The sequence below is a fragment of the Enterobacter cloacae complex sp. HYC042_NIDB genome, from assembly GCF_056673315.1.
In genome coordinates, this window is sequence record NZ_CP109650.1 from 3495073 (window position 1) to 3514274 (window position 19202).

Here is a 19202-nt window from a genome sequence, read left to right on the forward strand (position 1 = left end):
TTGCAATATTCGGGATTAAAGAGGTTTGTTAAGCTTCTAAACTAATTTTATTAGAATTAACTAAAGTTGCATTTTGTTGGTTAATAATAAATAAATTTTAATTTAGATTATGGTCATTCATTAATAACACTTAACATTAATTTCACATGATTAACTTTTAGCCGCTCCGGGCTATTACTGCAAGGTCCCTTCAACACTCAGGTTTTACGAAATGTCACCCAGCGTAACTTCTGCTTGTTGTCTGCGCGTTTTTTATTTTCCATCAGAACAATATACATAATTCACATAAATTCGTAGCACAATCAACATTTATTTATGGTTTGTACATGACGTTAAGGCGGTGAAAGCGACAGTCAATAGTTAAAAAGATTCATCACAATTTCGCTATGGGCACAAAATCTTCTTCTGCACACCCTTCAAAACGAAGCGTGGGGGGAGTACATTATTCCGTGCTGACTTCCACGGCAGGGAGTGGCAATAATAGCGAAAAGGTTAAAGGTTCATGTCCCCTATCGAAAAATCCAGCAAGCTAGATAACGTCTGTTATGACATCCGTGGCCCGGTTCTGAAAGAGGCAAAACGCCTTGAAGAAGAAGGCAACAAGGTTCTGAAGCTCAACATCGGCAACCCCGCGCCATTTGGTTTTGAAGCGCCGGATGAAATTCTGGTTGATGTGATCCGCAACCTGCCTACTGCACAAGGCTATTGTGACTCAAAGGGACTTTACTCCGCCCGTAAAGCCATTATGCAGCACTACCAGGCGCGCGGTATGCGTGACGTTACCGTCGAAGATATCTATATCGGCAACGGCGTCTCCGAACTTATCGTTCAGGCCATGCAGGCGCTGCTGAACAGCGGTGACGAAATGCTGGTTCCCGCGCCGGACTATCCGCTGTGGACCGCTGCCGTATCGCTCTCCAGCGGTAAAGCAGTACATTATCTTTGCGACGAATCCTCTGACTGGTTCCCGGATCTGGATGACATTCGCGCGAAAATCACGCCTCGCACGCGTGGGATTGTGATCATCAACCCGAACAACCCGACGGGCGCGGTCTATTCAAAAGAGCTGCTGATGGAGATCGTGGAGATTGCCCGCCAGCACAACCTGATCATCTTCGCTGACGAAATCTACGACAAGATCCTGTACGACGCGGCGCAGCACCACTCTATCGCCGCGCTGGCACCCGACCTGCTGACCGTCACCTTTAACGGACTGTCTAAAACCTACCGCGTGGCCGGTTTCCGTCAGGGCTGGATGGTGCTGAACGGCCCGAAAAAGCACGCAAAAGGCTATATTGAAGGGCTTGAGATGCTGGCGTCGATGCGTCTTTGCGCCAACGTGCCTGCTCAGCACGCGATCCAGACGGCGCTGGGCGGCTACCAGAGCATCAGCGAGTTTATCGTCCCTGGCGGTCGCCTGTACGAACAGCGTAACCGCGCATGGGAACTGATCAACGATATCCCGGGCGTCTCCTGCGTGAAGCCGAACGGGGCGCTGTATATGTTCCCGAAAATTGACGCGAAGCGCTTCAATATCCACGACGATCAGAAAATGGTGCTCGATTTCCTGTTGCAGGAAAAAGTGCTGCTGGTTCAGGGAACGGCGTTTAACTGGCCGTGGCCGGACCACGTGCGTATCGTGACCCTGCCACGTGAAGACGATCTCGAAATGGCTATCAGCCGCTTCGGGCGATTCCTCTCTGGATACCATCAGTAATCTTAAAATCAGGCTACTTCGGTAGCCTGATTTGCATCTTCCCTCCCCTCCCCGCACAATGAAGTCCTGTCGCAGTGAAGACAAAAGGTAACCTATGAGTCAGAGCCATTTCTTTGCCCACCTCTCCCGCCTGAAACTGATCAACCGCTGGCCGCTGATGCGCAACGTGCGTACAGAGAACGTGTCTGAGCATAGCCTGCAGGTTGCTATGGTTGCTCATGCGCTGGCTGCCATTAAGAATCGCAAATTTAACGGGCAGGTGAATGCCGAGCGCATCGCTTTGCTGGCGATGTACCACGACGCATCAGAGGTGCTGACCGGCGACCTGCCTACGCCAGTGAAATATTTCAATTCTCAGATTGCTCAGGAATATAAGGCTATCGAGAAGATTGCCCAGCAGAAGCTTATCGAGATGGTGCCCGAAGAGCTGCGCGATATCTTTGAACCGCTCATCGACGAGCATCAGTATACGGAAGATGAAAAGTCGCTGGTCAAACAGGCCGACGCGCTGTGCGCCTATCTGAAGTGTCTGGAAGAGCTGTCTGCGGGCAATAATGAGTTTTTACTGGCAAAAACGCGTCTGGAAAAAACGCTGGAATCCCGCCGCAGCGAAGAGATGGACTACTTCATGCAGGTATTTGTGCCGAGCTTCCATCTATCGCTGGACGAGATTAGCCAGGATTCACCGTTGTAATTTTAGCCGGGTGGCGGCTTCGCCTTACCCGGCCTACGTTTCTGCGCTCACGCTAAAACGGGAATAAAACCGGAATTAACACCACGCACACCACCATCACCAGCACGGTGAACGGCACGCCCAGCTTCACGAAATCGCTGAACTTATAATTCCCCGGCCCCAGCACCAGCGTGTTCACCGGCGATGAAACCGGCGTCATAAACGCCGCGGATGCCGCCATCGCGACCATCATCGCAAACGGGTACGGCGACACCCCCATGGATTTCGCCATCGCCAGCGCAATGGGCGCCATCAGCACCGCCGTCGCGGTATTCGAGATAAATAACCCTATCGTGGCGCACATGACAAACAGACAGACCATCATCATGTACGGTCCATACCCGCCGCCCACGTCCATCAAGCCTTTTACGATCAGATCTACCCCGCCGGTTTTTTGCAGTGCCAGGGCAAAGGGCATCATCCCGACGATAAGAATAATGCTCGGCCAGTGAATGGCTTTATACGCGCTTTCGGCGTCAATGCAGCGGAATTTCCCCATCAGCAGGCAGGCGATAATGGCCGCGACCGGATTAGGGATTTCATCGGTCAGCATCAGCGCCACCATCAGCACCAGACAGAAAATCGCATGGGGCGCCTGGCTGTGCGCCGGGGAGGCATCGCTCTCCTCGACCGGCATGTTGAGCACCACAAAATCACGCCCTTTTTGCCCGAGCTGGCTTATCAGCTTCCAGTTGCCGACCACGAGAAAGATATCGCCCAGCAGGATCGGCTCATCGACGACGGCCCCTTCCATCGCCACGCCATCACGCTTCAGCCCCACTACGTTCAGGCCATAGCGGGTACGGAAACCCATTTCACGCACGGTTTTACCCAGCAGTTCCGATTCCGGTATCAGCGACACTTCGGCCATCCCCACATCCAGCGCCTGGTCGGAGAAATACTCGCCGCGTAGCACCATCGGCTCCAGCAGCTGCTCGCTACAGAACTCTCGCAGATCCACTTCCGCCGTTGACATATCAATCAGCAGGACATCACGCGCGCGGAACTCTGATACCCCGTTCACGTTAACGATCACCCGACGAAAACGACGCCAGCGCTCAACCCCGATCACGTTCGCGCCATAACGCTCGCGCAGCTTAAGGTCGTCGAGCCGCTGGCCGACCATCGGCGAGCCGGGGCGAATGGCCAGACGGCGCGCCCGCCCGGTGAGGCGGTACTCTTTGATCAGATCGCGGAAGGTGCGTCGCTTCCACCCCTCTTTGTTCTTATCCTGTTTGTCGCCCTTCAGGGCAAAACGGGTCAGCAGCATGTAGACCACGCCCATCGCCAGAATCACCAGCCCAAGCGGGGTGACGCTGAAAAAGCTGAAGCCCTGAAACCCTTCACGAATCAGCTCGCTGTTGACAACCAGGTTCGGCGGCGTCGCCACCAGCGTCATCATTCCGCTGATCAAACCGGCAAAGCTCAGGGGCATCATCAGGCGCGACGGCGAGCTCTGCATCCGCATTGAAACGCTCAGCACCACCGGGATAAAAATAGCGACCACGCCCGTTGAGCTCATAAACGCTCCCAGTCCGGCGACCGTCAGCATCAGGTAGATCAGCATTTTGGTTTCACTGCTGCCGGCCACCTTAACCAGCCACGCGCCCATGATGGTCGCCACGCCGGTGCGAACAAGGCCGTCGCCGATGATAAACAGGGCAGCTATAAGGATAACGTTGGGGTCGCTGAACCCGGAGAAGGCTTCCGGTAGCGTGAGCGTGCCGCTCAGCACAAACGCGACGATGACAAACAGGGCGACGGCATCCATGCGCACCTTGCCTGTGGCGAAGAGAATAATGGCGATTAAAAGCAGGCTCAGAACCCAGATCAGTTCACCGTTCACAACCTATCCTTGTCAGTGGAAGATGAGAAATTTTGCCATAAAAAAGCCCCAGCAGCGTGGGGCTATATCATGGGATTACATTTTTAGCGAGACGGTTACAACTCCGTCGGGCGCTTTTGACACCGCCAGCGCCGTCAGGGAATGAATCACAAAGTCCGCCTCGTCCAGGCGTGGAGATCCCGCCGGAACGTTAACGGCAATGACGTGGCTCCCGGCGTTCAGCCCGGCCAGCACGCCAGCGGCCGCATCTTCCACCACCACACACTCTGCAGGCGTTAAGCCCAGCATTTCTGCACCAAGCAGAAACGCATCCGGCTCCGGCTTGCCGCGTTTAACGCGCTCAGCCGTAATGAACACCTCTGGCTTCGGTAAACCGGCCGCCTTATGGCGGGCATGCGCGACCGGAACAGAGCCGGAGGTGACGATAGCCCACGGGATCTGCGCTTCATTCAGATGCTCAAGCAGTTCGCGCGCCCCGGGCAGCGCGGTAATGCCCTCGGTGTCGGTGGCCTCAATCTGCTCCAGGTATTTGAACTCCGCCTGGATCTCTTCCTCAGAACGCCCCGCTAAAAAGTGCCGCAATGAGGTAATGGCCTGTTTGCCATGGATAAAATTCAGCACGTCCTGATGGTCGATGCCGTGCCGGTCGGCCCAGTGGCACCACGAGCGTTCCACCACCGGCAGCGAATCCACCAGCGTACCGTCCAGATCAAACAGAAAACCTTTACACTGCACACGCACCTCCGTCAGGCATTAATGATTTGTTGAATTTCGTTGCTGCTTAAATGGTACTGACGCGGGCAGGCGTGCCACGCGCTCAACATACGTTGATATTTATCCCACATGGGGGTTTGGGCGTTGAAGCCGTGCGTTCCCGCATCAAAATGGGTGTAGCGCCCTTCGGTGTTCACCATAAAGCGAACATAGCTCAGATAGCGCGCTTCCGTCGCGGCATCAAAGCCTAAGAAGGTCACGCGACGTTCGTCAATGGTCTGCTGGTCTTTGAGGTTCGTCCAGGAGACGTGCAGAGCGTGATACATCTCCATAATGTCGATCACGATGCGGCAGGTTTCTTCTTTCAGCTCGCCAAACTCGCGGTCCAGTTCGCGCATTTGCAAACCAAAACCGCGTTCGACGATGGTTTGCAGGCGGCTGTAGCGCGCAGCGTTATCGGGATCAAGCATAGTCATCATCTTGTACTGGTTAGACAAAATCAGACGTTGAGCATGGGTCATTTCCATCTTTCGACTCCTGTAGCGCATTGCACTGTAAAAAAAAGACACGGTAACGGTGTGTTACTGTGCCTTCTTTTGTTAGTCGTTTCGATGATCAATCACAAGTCATCGAGGAATGTTTTATCCAGCTGCTTAAAAGCACGCTTTAACGTGTCCGCCAGCGCCTGGTAATCCGGCTTGCCTTCAACCGGGGCCAGCGCCTGCCCGGCCTCCTCCAGTTTTCCACGCACTTCATAAAACCAGTGTAAAATAGAAGGCGGAAGCGGCGTAATGGAGCGTTTGCCTAACCACCACAGCCCCTGCATCGGCAGGCTTAACGCGAAGAGCGCCGTTGCGACGGCAGGACCAAGCTGTCCACCGAGGGCGATTTGCCAGCACAGAGTAAAGATAGCGACCGGAGGCATAAAGCGAATCGCATAGCGCGTGGCGCGGATCGTGCGATTCTCAATAAACATTGGCGCAAGGCGCTTTTCCATTGGCCACGTCTTTGCGTAATGCTGTCCCCGACGAAACAGACTGAAAAAGCTCACGGACGGGATTTCGGGTGTCGACATGGCTGTACCTCAACTTCACATATAAAAATTAAAATTTTTGTGCAAAACCACAACAGGCTATGACAACGTTCAAAATATTTTGTCATCGCTACCCCGTATCGGGTATTCTGTGCCAGCCTGATAGGGCCGTAGACGAGAAGCGTTAACTCGTCAAATTATCGCATATTATGCCATTGTCTGAAAAATGTTCAAAATGGCTTAAAATCATAGGTATTTCTTCCATCCTGCCAGAATGTTCGTTTGGCATGATGTTAATCATAAACGTCTGGGTCAGCTTGCGTTACGCTTTTAGGCTCATTGACGTTTTTTTAGCCACGTATCAATTATAGGTACTTCCATGTCGAGTAAGTTAGTACTGGTTCTGAACTGCGGTAGCTCTTCACTGAAATTCGCCATCATCGATGCGCTCAACGGTGACGAGTACCTCTCTGGTTTGGCCGAATGTTTCCATCTGCCTGAAGCACGTATCAAGTGGAAGATGGACGGCAGCAAACAAGAAGCGGCTTTAGGTGCAGGCGCCGCTCACAGTGAAGCGCTGAACTTTATCGTTAACACTATTCTGGCACAAAAACCAGAACTGTCTGCTCAGCTGACTGCGATTGGTCACCGTATCGTCCACGGCGGCGAAAAATACACCAGCTCCGTTGTCATCGACGACTCAGTTATCCAGGGCATCAAAGACTCTGCCTCTTTTGCTCCGCTGCATAACCCGGCGCACCTGATCGGTATCGCTGAAGCGCTGAAGTCCTTCCCGAATCTGAAAGACAAAAACGTGGCCGTGTTTGACACCGCGTTCCATCAGACCATGCCGGAAGAGTCTTACCTCTATGCCCTGCCGTACAGCCTGTACAAAGAGCACGGCGTACGTCGCTACGGCGCGCACGGCACCAGCCACTTCTATGTGACTCAGGAAGCCGCAAAAGTCCTGAACAAGCCGGTTGAAGAAGTCAACATCATCACCTGCCACCTGGGTAACGGTGGTTCTGTTTCTGCTATCCGCAACGGTAAATGTGTTGATACCTCTATGGGTCTGACCCCGCTGGAAGGTCTGGTAATGGGTACCCGTTCCGGTGACATCGACCCGGCGATCATCTTCCACCTGCACGACACTCTGGGCATGAGTGTTGACGACATCAACAAAATGCTGACCAAAGAGTCTGGCCTGCTGGGTCTGACCGAAGTCACCAGCGACTGCCGTTACGTTGAAGACAACTACGACAGCAAAGAAGACGCTAAGCGTGCAATGGACGTTTACTGCCACCGTCTGGCGAAGTACATCGGTTCTTACACCGCGCTGATGGACGGTCGTCTGGACGCGGTTATCTTCACCGGTGGCATCGGTGAGAACGCGGCAATGGTACGTGAACTGTCCCTGGGCAAACTGGGCGTTCTTGGCTTCGAAGTCGATCACGAGCGTAACCTGGCTGCCCGCTTCGGCAAGTCTGGCTTCATCAACAAAGAAGGCACCCGCCCGGCTATCGTTATCCCAACTAACGAAGAGCTGGTCATCGCGCAAGACGCGTGCCGCCTGACTGCCTGATTCCACACCGCCAGCAATGCTGGCGGTGCTGTTTTGTAACCCGCCCAACGCGGCGGTAACGAAAGAGGATAAACCGTGTCCCGTACTATTATGCTGATCCCTACCGGAACCAGCGTCGGCCTGACCAGCGTCAGCCTCGGCGTGATCCGCGCTATGGAACGCAAAGGCGTTCGTCTGAGCGTCTTTAAGCCTATTGCCCAGCCTCGTGCCGGTGGCGATGCGCCAGACCAGACCACCACCATCGTGCGTAAGAATTCCAATCTTCCTGCGGCTGAACCGCTGAAGATGAGCCACGTTGAGTCTCTGCTCTCCAGCAACCAGAAAGACGTGCTGATGGAAGAGATCATCGCCAACTACCACGCTAACGCGCAGGACGCGGAAGTGGTGCTGGTTGAAGGCCTGGTCCCGACCCGCAAACACCAGTTTGCCCAGTCCCTGAACTTTGAAATCGCGAAAACCCTGAACGCAGAGATCGTTTTCGTGATGTCTCAGGGGACTGATACCCCAGAGCAGCTGAAAGAGCGTATCGAACTGACGCGCAGCAGCTTCGGCGGCGCGAAAAATACCAACATCACCGGCGTGATCGTGAACAAGCTGAACGCGCCAGTGGATGAGCAGGGCCGTACGCGTCCTGACCTGTCCGAAATCTTCGACGACTCTTCCAAAGCGAAAGTCATCAAGGTTGATCCGGCAAAGCTGCAGGAATCCAGCCCGCTGCCTGTACTCGGCGCAGTGCCATGGAGCTTCGATCTGATTGCCACCCGTGCAATCGATATGGCGCGTCACCTGAACGCGACCATCGTTAACGAAGGCGATATCAACACCCGCCGCGTGAAGTCCGTGACTTTCTGCGCGCGCAGCATTCCTCACATGCTGGAGCACTTCCGCGCAGGTTCCCTGCTGGTGACCTCCGCAGACCGTCCGGACGTGCTGGTTGCTGCCTGCCTGGCGGCGATGAACGGCGTGGAAATCGGTGCAATTCTGCTGACCGGCGGCTACGAAATGGACGCGCGCATCAGCAAGCTGTGCGAACGTGCGTTCGCTACCGGCCTGCCAGTCTTCATGGTGAACACCAACACCTGGCAGACCTCTCTAAGCCTGCAAAGCTTCAACCTGGAAGTGCCGGTTGATGACCACGAGCGTATCGAGAAAGTTCAGGAATACGTTGCGGGCTACATCGACGCAGACTGGATTGAATCCCTGACCGCGACCTCCGAGCGCAGCCGCCGTCTGTCTCCTCCAGCCTTCCGCTACCAGCTGACCGAGCTGGCGCGTAAAGCGGGCAAACGCGTGGTTCTGCCAGAAGGCGACGAGCCACGTACCGTTAAAGCGGCGGCCATCTGTGCAGAGCGCGGCATCGCGACCTGCGTGCTGCTGGGTAACCCGGATGAGATCAACCGCGTTGCGGCGTCTCAGGGCGTTGAGCTGGGTGCTGGCATTGAAATCGTTGACCCGGAAGTGGTGCGCGAAAGCTACGTTGCCCGTCTGGTTGAGCTGCGTAAGAACAAGGGCATGACCGAAGCCGTTGCGCGCGAGCAGCTGGAAGACAACGTCGTGCTGGGCACGCTGATGCTGGAGCAGGACGAAGTTGACGGTCTGGTTTCCGGTGCGGTTCACACCACCGCGAACACCATCCGTCCACCGTTGCAGCTGATCAAAACCGCACCGGGCAGCTCGCTGGTCTCCTCTGTGTTCTTCATGCTGCTGCCTGAACAGGTTTACGTTTACGGCGACTGCGCGATCAACCCGGATCCTACCGCAGAACAGCTGGCAGAAATCGCTATCCAGTCTGCGGACTCCGCGACCGCTTTCGGTATCGAGCCGCGCGTAGCAATGCTCTCCTACTCCACCGGCACCTCTGGTGCAGGTAGCGACGTAGAGAAAGTCCGTGAAGCGACCCGTATTGCGCAGGAAAAACGTCCCGATCTGATGATCGACGGCCCGCTGCAGTACGACGCCGCGGTAATGGCTGACGTGGCGAAATCCAAAGCGCCGAACTCGCCGGTTGCCGGTCGCGCTACCGTGTTCATCTTCCCGGATCTGAACACCGGTAACACCACCTACAAAGCGGTACAGCGTTCTGCCGACCTGATCTCCATCGGGCCAATGCTGCAGGGCATGCGCAAGCCTGTGAACGACCTGTCCCGTGGTGCGCTGGTTGACGATATCGTCTACACCATTGCGCTGACGGCAATCCAGTCTTCGCAGCAGCAGTAATGTTTTGCCGGATGGCGCTTCGCTTATCCGGCCTACAGGACCGTAGACCCGGTAAGCGCCAGCGCCACCGGGCAACAAAAAGGCGACCACACGGTCGCCTTTTTTTATTACAGCAGCTCCCGCGCCGCCGACACAATGTCATGCGCCGTCAGGCCATACTCTTTTTGCAGGAACTCCTGTGTGCCCACCTGGCCGTAACGCTCCTTCACGCCCACGCGACGCATCGGCACCGGGCAGGTCTCCACCAGCACTTCCGCCACCGCTGACCCGAGACCGTTGTGAATACTGTGGTTTTCGCAGGTGACGATGCGCCCGGTTTTCTCGGCATAGTTTTTCACCAGCATCCGATCGATAGGCTTCAGGGTAAACATGTCGATGACCGCTGCGCTTACCCCCTCCTGTTCAAGCTGGCGCGCCGCCTCCAGCGCTTCCGCCACCATGATGCCGTTGGCAATCAGCGTGATATCGCTTCCCTCGCGCAACACGTTGCCTTTGCCAATGGTAAATGTTGAGCCCGGCGCATAGACGCTCGGCGCCTGCTTGCGGATGGTGCGCACCCAGTAGAAGCCTTCGAGATCGATAAGCTGGCGCAGCACATCCTCGAACATCACCGCATCGGTGACTTCCAACACCACCGAATGCGCCAGACCGCGCACGATGCCCATATCCTCGAAGGACATGTGCGTCCCGCCGTTGTGGCAGGCCGTCACGCCCGCATCCGAGGCAATCACCTTCACGTTGTTGCGCTGGTAGTCCAGGGACATAAACAGCTGGTCGAAGCAGCGGCGGCTGGCAAACGCGGTGAAAGTGTGCACGAACGGCTTACGGCCGGTGAGCGACAGCCCCGCCGCAGTGCCGATGACGTTGGCCTCCATAATGCCGCAGTTAATCACGTGCTGCGGATAATCGCGCGCTACGCCGTCCATCGCCATTGAGCTCATCAGGTCCGCTTCCAGGGCGATAATTTCGCTGCCGGCCTCAATCTGCTTTGCCACAAACCCCGCGTATACCTTTCGCATCTCAACGGCGTCTTTCTGTCCTGCCGGTGCAACCTTAATCATGTGAAGCCTCCAGTTGGCGAATCGTCTCATTGAGGGCCGCTTTGCTCTCCGCGGTTAATCGCAGGTGGTGCGAGTTGCTGAGCTGTTCCAGGTACGGTACCCCCTGCCCTTTGATGCTGTCGAGGATCACCACCCGCGGACGCGCATCGGCCTCCGGTACCCTTGAAGTCACCTTCAGCAGTGCCGGAATGTCGTCCCCTTTGACCGTCACCACGTCAAAGCCAAAGGCGCGGAATTTGCCCTCCAGGTCGAACGCGCAGATGATCTCGTCCAGTTCGCCGTCGAGCTGCTGTTTGTTCCAGTCCACGAACACGGTCAGGTTGTTCAGACGATGGTGAGCGATAAACTGGAACGCTTCCCAGCACTGGCCTTCGTTCAGCTCGCCGTCGCCAACGATGCAGAAGACCCGATTCGGTCGCCCGGCCAGCCTGTGCGAGAGTGCCATACCGCCCGCAATGGAGATCCCCTGCCCCAGCGAGCCGGTGGTGGCATCCACGCCGCGCGTTTTCAGGCGGTCCGGGTGGCTGGGCAGACGCGTGCCGTTCTGGTTCAGCGTGCTCAGCTCTTCAACCGGGAAGTAGCCCTTAATCGCCAGGGTGCTGTAGAGCGCCGGGCCTGCATGACCTTTCGACAGCACAAAGTAATCGCGCTCAGGCCAGTCCGGATCCGCCGGGTCGATCTTCATCACGGCGCCGTACAGCACCGCCAGGGTTTCCACCACCGACATGCTGCCGCCGTAGTGCCCAAAGCCCAGCTGCGTCAGGGATTTGAGGGTTTCAAGACGGATCTGACGCGCCAGTTCGGTTATCTCGTTCTCATTCATGATTTGGCTCCGGTATTTTCCTGCGCGTTACTACCCGCAGGTTTGTTTTTCGCGAAGATGTTGTAGGCCACCAGCAGCGCGAACAGCGCCACAACCAGCCCGGTGATGGCAAGCGGTGACAGGAAGCGCGCCAGGTTGCCCAGCACAATCCCGACCGCGCCGAAGTCGGCGTCCGAGAAGGTGGTGTTAGCAAAGCCAATCGCACCCAGTACCGGCAGCAGCAGGACCGGGAGGAAAGTAATCAGCAGGCCGTTAGCAAAGGCGCCTATCATTGCCCCGCGGCGTCCACCGGTGGCGTTACCGAACACGCCCGCCGTTGCGCCGGTGAAGAAGTGCGGCACTACGCCCGGCAGGATCAGCACCCAGCTAAACTGACCGCAGATCAACAACCCCACAATTCCGCCGAGGAAGCTGAACAGGAAGCCAATCAGCACCGCGTTTGGCGCATACGGGTAGACCACCGGGCAGTCCAGCGCCGGACGCGCGTTCGGCACCAGTTTTTCCGAGAAGCCGGTAAAGGCCGGGACGATTTCCGCCAGAATCAGGCGCACGCCCTGCAGGATGATGAACACGCCCGCCGCGAAGGTGATCGCCATGATGATGGCGTAGACCAGGTAGTTTTGCCCGCCGCTGAAGGTGGCCTCGACGTACTCACGCCCGGCGCTTACCGCCATGATCAGGTAGATAATCATCATGGTCAGGGAGATGGAGATCGAACTGTCGCGCAGGAAGCTGAGGTTTTTCGGCAGGTTCATCTCTTCGGTGGAGCGCGAGCCTTTGCCGACCCTGCTGCCAATCCAGCCGGACAGCACGTAGCCCAGCGTACCGAAATGACCGAAGGCGATCTCATCGTTGCCGGTAATACGCTTCATATAGCGCTGCGCAATCGCCGGGAAGAAGGCCATAATTAGGCCGAGGATCAGCGAGCCGGTAAAGACCAGGCCCACCCCTTCAAAGCCCGCGACCGTCAGGATCACGCCGATCATGCACGCCATGTAGAAGGTGTGGTGCCCGGTCAGGAAGATGTACTTCAGGCGGGTAAAGCGCGCGACGACAATGTTCGCCACCATGCCGAAGGCCATGATCAGCGCGGTCGAGGCGCCGTATTTTTCCAGCGCGATCGACACAATCGCTTCATTGTTTGGAATAATGCCCTGGATATTAAAAGCGTGCTCAAACATGCCGCCTAACGGGTTTAACGACCCCACCAGCACCGTGGCGCCACCGCCCAGTACAATAAAGCCGAGAATCGTTTTAATTGTGCCTTTTACGACATCAGAAAACGCTTTTTTCTGCGCGACCAGACCAATTAACGCAATTAAACCCACCAGCACCGAAGGGACTTTTAAAATATCGACAACGAAATTCAGCGTTTCAAGGATAAACATATCCACCTCGCCTTATCAGGGTTATTGTCTGTCGAACCAGGCGCGCAGCTGCGCTTCGAGTTCGTTGATATCAATGATGTTGTTGATCACCACCAGCTGGCTTTCCGGCACGCTGGCGCTGGCCGCAATGTCTTTCGCCATCACGAACAGGTCCGCCGCGCCCGGCGTGGCGGAGGAGAGATCGGAGTGTTCAACCTCAGCCTCAATGTCCAGCTTTTTAAGCACTTTTTTAATGTTCATTTCGACCATAAAACTGCTGCCCAGGCCAGAACCGCAAATAGCCATGATTTTCATTGTTGTCCCCTTATTTTGAGTAGAGCACGCCCCATCACGCTGGCGCGTAATGTTGTGAATAATCGGATTAAAAAATTAAATCAGAAGCGGTTAATAATGGTTTTAATGTCCTCCAGGGTATTCGCCTGATGTAATTTCTCCATATCTTCGTCGCTGGAAAATAATTCAGCGAGCGCGGATATCATTTCGATATGGCTATGTTTATCCGGTGCCGCAAGCATAATAATCAGATCGACAGGGTCAAACTCTCCGGCACCAAAAGAGACGCCCTGTTTTAGTTTTAGTAATGACAAGCCCAGTCCTTTGGCGCCTTCCTCCGGCCGCGCATGCGGCATGGCTAGCCCTGGTGCCAGCACATAATAGGGTCCTAACGTATGGTGCTGCTGAATGATTGCCGTCACGTATTCCGGTGCAATCACCTGCAGATCCAGCAGCGGTTTCGCGCATATCTCCAGCGCCTGTGGCCAGCTTTCCACGCTATCCTGCAGCGTGATGGTTGTATCATATATCCAATTTTTGAGCATTTTCCCTCCCGCCAAACGCTAAAGATGAGCAAACTTTATTCAACCCATCAATCATTGACTGCGATCGCGATCACAAAGATAGCGCTACCAATTACCAACATGCAGAAATGTGATAGCGCTATCAAAATGTAATCATGGTGTGAAATCACAGCAAAAAAAGGGATTTAAGGCGTATACTGCCTGTCACCTGAAATGAAGGAAAAAAGAACGCGTCTGGTCAGCAGGAAGGTGTATGTCTTTAACCCGAAAACGGCGCAGTACCGGAAAAGTCACGCTCGCTGATGTCGCGCAGCTTGCCGGAGTCGGCACGATGACCGTCTCCCGTGCGCTCCGCACGCCCGAACAGGTTTCCGATAAACTGCGTGAAAAAATTGAAGCTGCGGTGCAGGAGCTGGGCTATATGCCTAATCTCGCCGCCAGCGCACTGGCATCCGCGTCCTCATGGACGATTGCGATGGTTGTTCCCAACCTTTCCGAAGCCGGTTGCTCTGAAATGTTTGCGGGCCTACAGCAGGTGCTGCAGCCCGCCGGATACCAGATTATGCTGGCAGAGTCCCAGCATCGGCTTGAGCAGGAAGAGAAGCTGCTTGAGACCCTACTGGCGTCAAATATCGCCGCCGCGATTTTGCTCAGCGTCGAGCACACCGACACCGTTCGCCACTGGCTGAAAAACGCCTCGATTCCGGTAATGGAGATGGGTGCGATGCGCGCCGATCCGATCGATATGAATATCGGGATCGATAACGTGGCGGCCATGTACGAGCTGACGGAAATGGTGATTAGGCGCGGCTACCAGAATATCGGCCTGCTGTGCGCCAACCAGGAGCAGTGGATTTTCCAGCAGCATTTGCAGGGCTGGTACAAGGCGATGCTGCGCCATCATCTGTCGCCGAACCGGGTGATTAACGCGGCGATGCCGCCGAGCTTCTCGACCGGCGCGGCACAGCTGCCAGAGTTCTTGCTGGCGTGGCCGGAACTGGATGCGCTGGTGTGCGTATCAGACGAGCTGGCTTGCGGCGCGCTGTATGAGTGTCAGCGTCGACGCATTAAAGTGCCGGACGATCTGGCTGTCGTGGGCTTTGGCGATAGCGATGTGAGCCGCGTCTGCCAGCCGCCGCTGACGACGATGGCGGTACCGCATCGAAAGATTGGGATTGAGGCAGGTAAAGCGCTACTGGAACGTCTGAATGACGGAGACTGGCGCGACCAAAAACCCATCGCGTCCAGCCTGTGCCTGCGGGAAAGCTGTTAAGGCTTACTCAGCCTCTTCCTCTTTTTCCGCTTTGTTTTCCGGCTTAGCGGATTCGTTTTTGGCGTTGCGGGTCATCCACAGCGCCAGCGCTTTTAACGAATCCGGCGTGAACTCGTCGCAGCGGGCGGTAATCTCTTCCGGCGTCATCCAGCAGACTTCGCTCACTTCCTCTTCCTGCAGGGCGAAAGGCCCATGGGAAACGCAGCTAAACAGTCCACCCCAGACGCGGCAATGTTCGTCTTCGAAATAGAACTGCCCGTGCTCGGCAAACGGCACCCCGGCGATACCTAACTCTTCTTCCGCTTCACGACGTGCGGAATCCAGCAGCACTTCATCGGCCTGCACGACGCCGCCTGCGGTGGCATCAAGCATGCCCGGAAGAAAATCTTTGGTGTCCGTGCGGCGCTGGACCAGAATCTTGCCCATGCCGTCATGTACAACGATGTACGTTGCACGGTGACGCAGTCGCTCTGCACGCATTTGTTCGCGGCTCGCCTGCGCGATCACTTCATTTTCTTCGCTGACAATGTCAACCCATTCAGTACTTGCCAAATGATTCTGCTCCACCATCGGGAAACCTTCTCGTCTAAGCGCTCTTTCGGCGCGTTTGCAGTTGTGGTGTAACTTACGGATTAATCGCTACCTGCGCAATAACTTGCTGATCATTAAGTGCGATAACGCTCAGGGTATTTCCATCGAGCAGGCCATAGCTCGCAGGATATCCGCCTTTCGGAATGCTGACCGACCCCGGGTTAAAGTGGTAAATCTCACCGCGTTTTTCAGCCACCGGAATATGAGTATGGCCGTAAACCAGGACATCGCCAGCCGCGAGCGCCGGGAGATTATCCGGGCCGAAAAGGTGTCCGTGGGTCAGAAACAGGCGGCTGTTTTCCAGCAGAACCTGTTGCCATGGCGCGGTAAGGGGAAAATGCAGCAGCATCTGGTCGACTTCGCTGTCGCAATTACCGCGAACGGCGATAATGCGCGAGGCAAACGGGTTAAGCTTTTCCGCCACCTGCGCCGGGGCATAGCCTTCCGGCAGCGCATTACGCGGACCATGATTTAATACATCCCCCAGAATCGCCAGCCATTGGGCCCCGCTTTGCGAAAACAGAGAAAGCACTCGCTCGGTCGCGGGCAGCGATCCATGGATATCTGACGCAAACATCAGTTTCATCCGTCACTCCCTGGTAAAAAAACTCCCCTTATCATACCTGAAGCGTCAGGGCTTATCAGCCCGCGCGCTTAGCGGAGAGTGCCACATAGCGCTGTACGGAGGCTCGCTGCCACTGGAACGCCGCATAGTCCACCAGCAGTTGAGGGACCTCATCGCCGTTGAGGATCAAACGGTTCAGCATCAGCGCCAGATCGGTATCGGCAATACACCATTCACCGAACAGGTTCGGGTTGCCGTGAGCGAGCAGCGAGGTTGCAGTTTCAATCAGCCTTTGCGCGCTTTCGACGCCTTCTGCGCTGAGCGCTGGCTTTTTCACACCGGCAAACACGACATCCGTGGAGCGCTCGACGCGAATCGGCACCAGGTCGCTACGCAGCCACGCCTGGATCTGCCGGGCGCGGGCGCGCTTTTGCAGATCGTGAGGATAGATGCGCTCCCACTCCGGCGGCGCAAAACGATCTTCCAGATATTCATCGATAGCCGAGGATTCGCTCAGTGCAAAACCATCCAGTTCCAGCACCGGCACGCGTCGCGTCAGGTCGTAACCCTGCCACTGGGGTTTGAGGTGTTCACCACCGTCGAGATCGACGGTCTTCAGCGTAAAAGAGAGCCCCTTTTCGGCCAGCGCGACGTAAACGCTCATAACATAGGGAGAAAAGAAATTTGCATCGGACCACAACGTAATTACGGGCTGGTTCATAACATCCTCATCGGCTGATCGGTTTTTACTCAACATATAATCTCTTTGCTTCGCTGTCACTTGATGAAAACTCACGATTTACAACAAGCACCTATACTCATTTGTCATGGCACCACTATTCGCATGGACAGGAGTTGAGAATGATTGACCTTTATTACGCCCCTACCCCAAATGGCCACAAGATCACCCTCTTTCTCGAAGAAGCCGAACTGGATTACAGAATCATCCGCGTGGATATCAGCAAAGGCGAACAGTTCAACCCTGTGTTTTTGGCTATCTCGCCCAACAATAAAATTCCGGCCATTATTGATAGCCAGCCGGCGGACGGAGGCAGGCCGTTAAGCCTGTTTGAATCCGGTGAAATTTTGCTTTATCTGGCAGAGAAAACCGGCAAGCTGCTGAGCGGTGAACTGCGCGAGCGTCACCACACTCTGCAGTGGCTTTTCTGGCAGTCAAGCGGCTTTGGGCCGATGCTGGGGCAGAACCACCACTTCACCGCCTTCGCGCCTCAGACCATTCCTTACGCCATTGAGCGATATCAGGTTGAAACCCAGCGTCTTTACGGCGTTCTGAACCAGCGGCTGGAGAAAACGCCGTGGCTTGGGGGCGACCATTACAGCATTGCCGATATCGCCTGCTGGCCGTGGGTAAATACGCATGATAAACACCGGATTGACTTAGCGTCTTACCCGGCGGTGAACAACTGGTTTGAGCGTATCCGGACCCGCCCGGCCACCGAACGCGCAATGCAAAAAATCCAGCAGGTTTAATCACCTATGAGGCTGGGTGGCTGAGAGGCTCTCATGTATTATGGGCGGGAAATACTGACACGGAGAAGACCTGCAATGTCACAGCCAGACGCTATTATTCGTATAAAAAATTTACGCTTGCGCACGTTCATTGGTATCAAAGAGGAAGAGATTGCCAACCGTCAGGATATTGTCATTAATGTGGTGATTCACTACCCGGCAGACAAAGCGCGGGCCAGTGAAGACATCAATGACGCGCTGAACTATCGCACGATAACCAAAAACATCATCCAGTACGTGGAAAACAACCGCTTCTCGCTGCTGGAGAAATTAACTCAGGATGTGCTCGATATCGCACGCGATCATCACTGGGTCACTTATGCTGAAGTAGAGATCGATAAACTTCACGCCCTGCGCTATGCCGACTCCGTCTCCATGACGTTAAGCTGGCGACGCCAGGCGTAAACCTGGAGGTTGTATGAAGATTCTGCTGACCGGCGGTACAGGCCTGATTGGGCGCCATCTCATTGCGCGTTTGCAGGCGCTGCATCACGACATTACCGTAGTGACCCGCAGCCCGGAGAAAGCGCGCCAGGTGCTGGGCGCGGGAGTCGATATCTGGAAAGGGCTGGCCGATCGGCAGAATCTGGACGGCTTCGACGCCGTCATCAACCTTGCGGGTGAACCCATCGCCGATAAGCGCTGGACCGAAGAGCAGAAACAGCGGTTGTGCAGCAGCCGCTGGAACATCACCGAGAAGCTGGTTGAGCTGATTCGCAACAGCCAGACCCCGCCGTCGGTGCTGATTTCAGGCTCTGCGACGGGCTATTACGGCGATCTCGGCGAAGTGGTGGTGACCGAGGAAGAGCCGCCCCACAACGAGTTCACCCATAAACTCTGCGCCCAGTGGGAGCGCATCGCCTGCGCGGCGCAAAGCGATAATACCCGCGTCTGCCTGCTGCGTACCGGCGTGGTGCTTGCGTCGAAAGGCGGCATTCTGGGTAAAATGCTTCCGCCATTCAGGCTGGGGCTCGGCGGGCCGATCGGCAACGGTCGACAGTACCTGGCCTGGATCCATATCGACGATATGGTGAACGGCATTATATGGCTGCTGGATAACGATCTGCGCGGGCCGTTTAACATGGTTGCGCCGTATCCGGTGCGAAATGAACAGTTTGCCCACGCGCTGGGGCATGCCCTGCATCGCCCGGCGATATTACGCGTGCCTGCGACGGCAATTCGCCTGTTGATGGGCGAAGCGTCCGTGCTGGTGCTGGGCGGTCAGCGCGCGCTGCCAAAACGGCTGGAAGCGGCCGGGTTTGCGTTTCGCTGGTATGACTTAGAAGAGGCGCTGGGGGATGTGGTACGCTGAATATGTTACAGTGATACACC

The 19202-nt window shown here is 55.7% G+C and carries 20 protein-coding genes; 8 read left to right on the top strand and 12 right to left on the bottom strand.

Annotated features, from left to right (window positions below):
* Positions 1-502: 502 nt before the first annotated feature.
* Together alaA and yfbR are read left to right on the top strand one after the other, a co-directional pair.
* A complete protein-coding gene (alaA, locus tag OKF39_RS16685; protein WP_003861471.1) occupies positions 503-1717 on the top strand; it encodes an alanine transaminase AlaA in 1215 nt (404 codons plus the stop codon).
* A 94-nt stretch (positions 1718-1811) separates the two neighbouring features.
* Positions 1812-2411, top strand: coding sequence for a 5'-deoxynucleotidase (gene yfbR, locus OKF39_RS16690; RefSeq protein WP_028013935.1), 600 nt, complete (start codon positions 1812-1814; stop codon positions 2409-2411).
* 52 nt (positions 2412-2463) lie between these two features.
* On the opposite strand, the gene OKF39_RS16695 is transcribed toward yfbR, so the two are convergent.
* From OKF39_RS16695 to yfbV, 4 genes are all read right to left on the bottom strand, one after another.
* On the bottom strand, positions 2464-4296 hold the full coding sequence (locus tag OKF39_RS16695; protein WP_273905860.1) for an SLC13 family permease: 1833 nt from the start codon (positions 4294-4296) through the stop codon (positions 2464-2466).
* Positions 4297-4371: 75 nt separating this feature from the next.
* Positions 4372-5031, bottom strand: coding sequence for a sugar phosphatase (locus OKF39_RS16700; RefSeq protein WP_333022191.1), 660 nt, complete (start codon positions 5029-5031; stop codon positions 4372-4374).
* 11 nt (positions 5032-5042) lie between these two features.
* Positions 5043-5537 carry a YfbU family protein gene (locus OKF39_RS16705; RefSeq protein ID WP_003861461.1) on the bottom strand — a complete coding sequence of 165 codons (495 nt, stop codon included), beginning with the start codon at positions 5535-5537 and terminating at the stop codon, positions 5043-5045.
* 92 nt (positions 5538-5629) lie between these two features.
* Positions 5630-6085, bottom strand: coding sequence for a terminus macrodomain insulation protein YfbV (yfbV, locus tag OKF39_RS16710; protein WP_028013938.1), 456 nt, complete (start codon positions 6083-6085; stop codon positions 5630-5632).
* A 337-nt stretch (positions 6086-6422) separates the two neighbouring features.
* Here yfbV and ackA point away from each other — a divergent pair, with 337 nt between their 5' ends.
* Together ackA and pta are read left to right on the top strand one after the other, a co-directional pair.
* The gene (ackA, locus tag OKF39_RS16715) at positions 6423-7625 is read left to right on the top strand and encodes an acetate kinase (RefSeq protein WP_041908924.1); all 1203 of its coding nucleotides are present in this window, start codon (positions 6423-6425) and stop codon (positions 7623-7625) included.
* Positions 7626-7700: 75 nt separating this feature from the next.
* On the top strand, positions 7701-9842 hold the full coding sequence (gene pta, locus OKF39_RS16720; RefSeq protein ID WP_422711716.1) for a phosphate acetyltransferase: 2142 nt from the start codon (positions 7701-7703) through the stop codon (positions 9840-9842).
* A gap of 107 nt (positions 9843-9949) precedes the next feature.
* Here the strand turns inward: pta and OKF39_RS16725 are convergent, their stop codons facing one another.
* From OKF39_RS16725 to OKF39_RS16745, 5 genes are all read right to left on the bottom strand, one after another.
* Positions 9950-10903, bottom strand: coding sequence for a transketolase family protein (locus OKF39_RS16725; RefSeq protein WP_047346623.1), 954 nt, complete (start codon positions 10901-10903; stop codon positions 9950-9952).
* Positions 10896-11726: a transketolase gene (locus OKF39_RS16730; RefSeq protein WP_028013942.1), complete on the bottom strand. Its 831-nt coding sequence runs from the start codon at positions 11724-11726 to the stop codon at positions 10896-10898. The genes OKF39_RS16725 and OKF39_RS16730 overlap by 8 nt, the downstream gene beginning before the upstream one ends.
* Positions 11723-13114: a PTS ascorbate transporter subunit IIC gene (locus OKF39_RS16735; RefSeq protein ID WP_045259690.1), complete on the bottom strand. Its 1392-nt coding sequence runs from the start codon at positions 13112-13114 to the stop codon at positions 11723-11725. The genes OKF39_RS16730 and OKF39_RS16735 overlap by 4 nt, the downstream gene beginning before the upstream one ends.
* A 21-nt stretch (positions 13115-13135) precedes the next feature.
* Complete coding sequence (locus tag OKF39_RS16740) at positions 13136-13408, bottom strand: PTS sugar transporter subunit IIB (RefSeq protein ID WP_041908914.1); 273 nt, start codon at positions 13406-13408, stop codon at positions 13136-13138.
* Positions 13409-13488: 80 nt separating this feature from the next.
* A complete protein-coding gene (locus OKF39_RS16745) occupies positions 13489-13932 on the bottom strand; it encodes a PTS sugar transporter subunit IIA (RefSeq protein ID WP_049137261.1) in 444 nt (147 codons plus the stop codon).
* A 232-nt stretch (positions 13933-14164) separates the two neighbouring features.
* Here OKF39_RS16745 and OKF39_RS16750 point away from each other — a divergent pair, with 232 nt between their 5' ends.
* The gene (locus OKF39_RS16750) at positions 14165-15184 is read left to right on the top strand and encodes a LacI family DNA-binding transcriptional regulator (RefSeq protein ID WP_041908911.1); all 1020 of its coding nucleotides are present in this window, start codon (positions 14165-14167) and stop codon (positions 15182-15184) included.
* 3 nt (positions 15185-15187) lie between these two features.
* On the opposite strand, the gene yfcD is transcribed toward OKF39_RS16750, so the two are convergent.
* The 3 genes from yfcD to yfcF are packed head-to-tail and all read right to left on the bottom strand — an operon-like array spanning position 15188 to position 17061.
* Positions 15188-15754 carry an NUDIX hydrolase YfcD gene (gene yfcD, locus OKF39_RS16755; RefSeq protein ID WP_006811396.1) on the bottom strand — a complete coding sequence of 189 codons (567 nt, stop codon included), beginning with the start codon at positions 15752-15754 and terminating at the stop codon, positions 15188-15190.
* Between the two features lie 55 nt (positions 15755-15809).
* Positions 15810-16361 carry a phosphodiesterase gene (gene yfcE / locus OKF39_RS16760; protein ID WP_479983164.1) on the bottom strand — a complete coding sequence of 184 codons (552 nt, stop codon included), beginning with the start codon at positions 16359-16361 and terminating at the stop codon, positions 15810-15812.
* 55 nt (positions 16362-16416) lie between these two features.
* Positions 16417-17061 carry a glutathione transferase gene (gene yfcF, locus OKF39_RS16765; RefSeq protein ID WP_479983165.1) on the bottom strand — a complete coding sequence of 215 codons (645 nt, stop codon included), beginning with the start codon at positions 17059-17061 and terminating at the stop codon, positions 16417-16419.
* A 140-nt stretch (positions 17062-17201) separates the two neighbouring features.
* Here yfcF and yfcG point away from each other — a divergent pair, with 140 nt between their 5' ends.
* The 3 genes from yfcG (at position 17202) to OKF39_RS16780 (ending at position 19182) form a co-directional block, all read left to right on the top strand.
* Positions 17202-17831, top strand: a complete 630-nt coding sequence (gene yfcG / locus OKF39_RS16770; protein ID WP_028013949.1) for a GSH-dependent disulfide bond oxidoreductase — start codon at positions 17202-17204, stop codon at positions 17829-17831.
* A gap of 75 nt (positions 17832-17906) precedes the next feature.
* Complete coding sequence (gene folX, locus OKF39_RS16775; RefSeq protein WP_028013950.1) at positions 17907-18275, top strand: dihydroneopterin triphosphate 2'-epimerase; 369 nt, start codon at positions 17907-17909, stop codon at positions 18273-18275.
* Between the two features lie 13 nt (positions 18276-18288).
* On the top strand, positions 18289-19182 hold the full coding sequence (locus tag OKF39_RS16780) for a TIGR01777 family oxidoreductase (RefSeq protein ID WP_479983166.1): 894 nt from the start codon (positions 18289-18291) through the stop codon (positions 19180-19182).
* The last annotated feature ends 20 nt before the right edge of the window (positions 19183-19202 follow it).

What these genes read in the sequence shown, in the direction of transcription:
- OKF39_RS16780 (WP_479983166.1), top strand. Translation starts at nt 18,289, where the DNA reads ATGAAGATTCTGCTGACCGGCGGTACAGGCCTGATTGGGCGCCATCTC.
- alaA (WP_003861471.1), top strand. Translation starts at nt 503, where the DNA reads ATGTCCCCTATCGAAAAATCCAGCAAGCTAGATAACGTCTGTTATGAC.
- yfbR (WP_028013935.1), top strand. Translation starts at nt 1,812, where the DNA reads ATGAGTCAGAGCCATTTCTTTGCCCACCTCTCCCGCCTGAAACTGATC.
- yfcF (WP_479983165.1), bottom strand. Translation starts at nt 17,061, where the DNA reads ATGAACCAGCCCGTAATTACGTTGTGGTCCGATGCAAATTTCTTTTCT.
- yfcG (WP_028013949.1), top strand. Translation starts at nt 17,202, where the DNA reads ATGATTGACCTTTATTACGCCCCTACCCCAAATGGCCACAAGATCACC.
- folX (WP_028013950.1), top strand. Translation starts at nt 17,907, where the DNA reads ATGTCACAGCCAGACGCTATTATTCGTATAAAAAATTTACGCTTGCGC.
- OKF39_RS16745 (WP_049137261.1), bottom strand. Translation starts at nt 13,932, where the DNA reads ATGCTCAAAAATTGGATATATGATACAACCATCACGCTGCAGGATAGC.
- OKF39_RS16740 (WP_041908914.1), bottom strand. Translation starts at nt 13,408, where the DNA reads ATGAAAATCATGGCTATTTGCGGTTCTGGCCTGGGCAGCAGTTTTATG.
- yfbV (WP_028013938.1), bottom strand. Translation starts at nt 6,085, where the DNA reads ATGTCGACACCCGAAATCCCGTCCGTGAGCTTTTTCAGTCTGTTTCGT.
- yfcD (WP_006811396.1), bottom strand. Translation starts at nt 15,754, where the DNA reads ATGGTGGAGCAGAATCATTTGGCAAGTACTGAATGGGTTGACATTGTC.
- OKF39_RS16735 (WP_045259690.1), bottom strand. Translation starts at nt 13,114, where the DNA reads ATGTTTATCCTTGAAACGCTGAATTTCGTTGTCGATATTTTAAAAGTC.
- OKF39_RS16705 (WP_003861461.1), bottom strand. Translation starts at nt 5,537, where the DNA reads ATGGAAATGACCCATGCTCAACGTCTGATTTTGTCTAACCAGTACAAG.
- OKF39_RS16750 (WP_041908911.1), top strand. Translation starts at nt 14,165, where the DNA reads ATGTCTTTAACCCGAAAACGGCGCAGTACCGGAAAAGTCACGCTCGCT.
- yfcE (WP_479983164.1), bottom strand. Translation starts at nt 16,361, where the DNA reads ATGAAACTGATGTTTGCGTCAGATATCCATGGATCGCTGCCCGCGACC.
- OKF39_RS16725 (WP_047346623.1), bottom strand. Translation starts at nt 10,903, where the DNA reads ATGATTAAGGTTGCACCGGCAGGACAGAAAGACGCCGTTGAGATGCGA.
- ackA (WP_041908924.1), top strand. Translation starts at nt 6,423, where the DNA reads ATGTCGAGTAAGTTAGTACTGGTTCTGAACTGCGGTAGCTCTTCACTG.
- OKF39_RS16730 (WP_028013942.1), bottom strand. Translation starts at nt 11,726, where the DNA reads ATGAATGAGAACGAGATAACCGAACTGGCGCGTCAGATCCGTCTTGAA.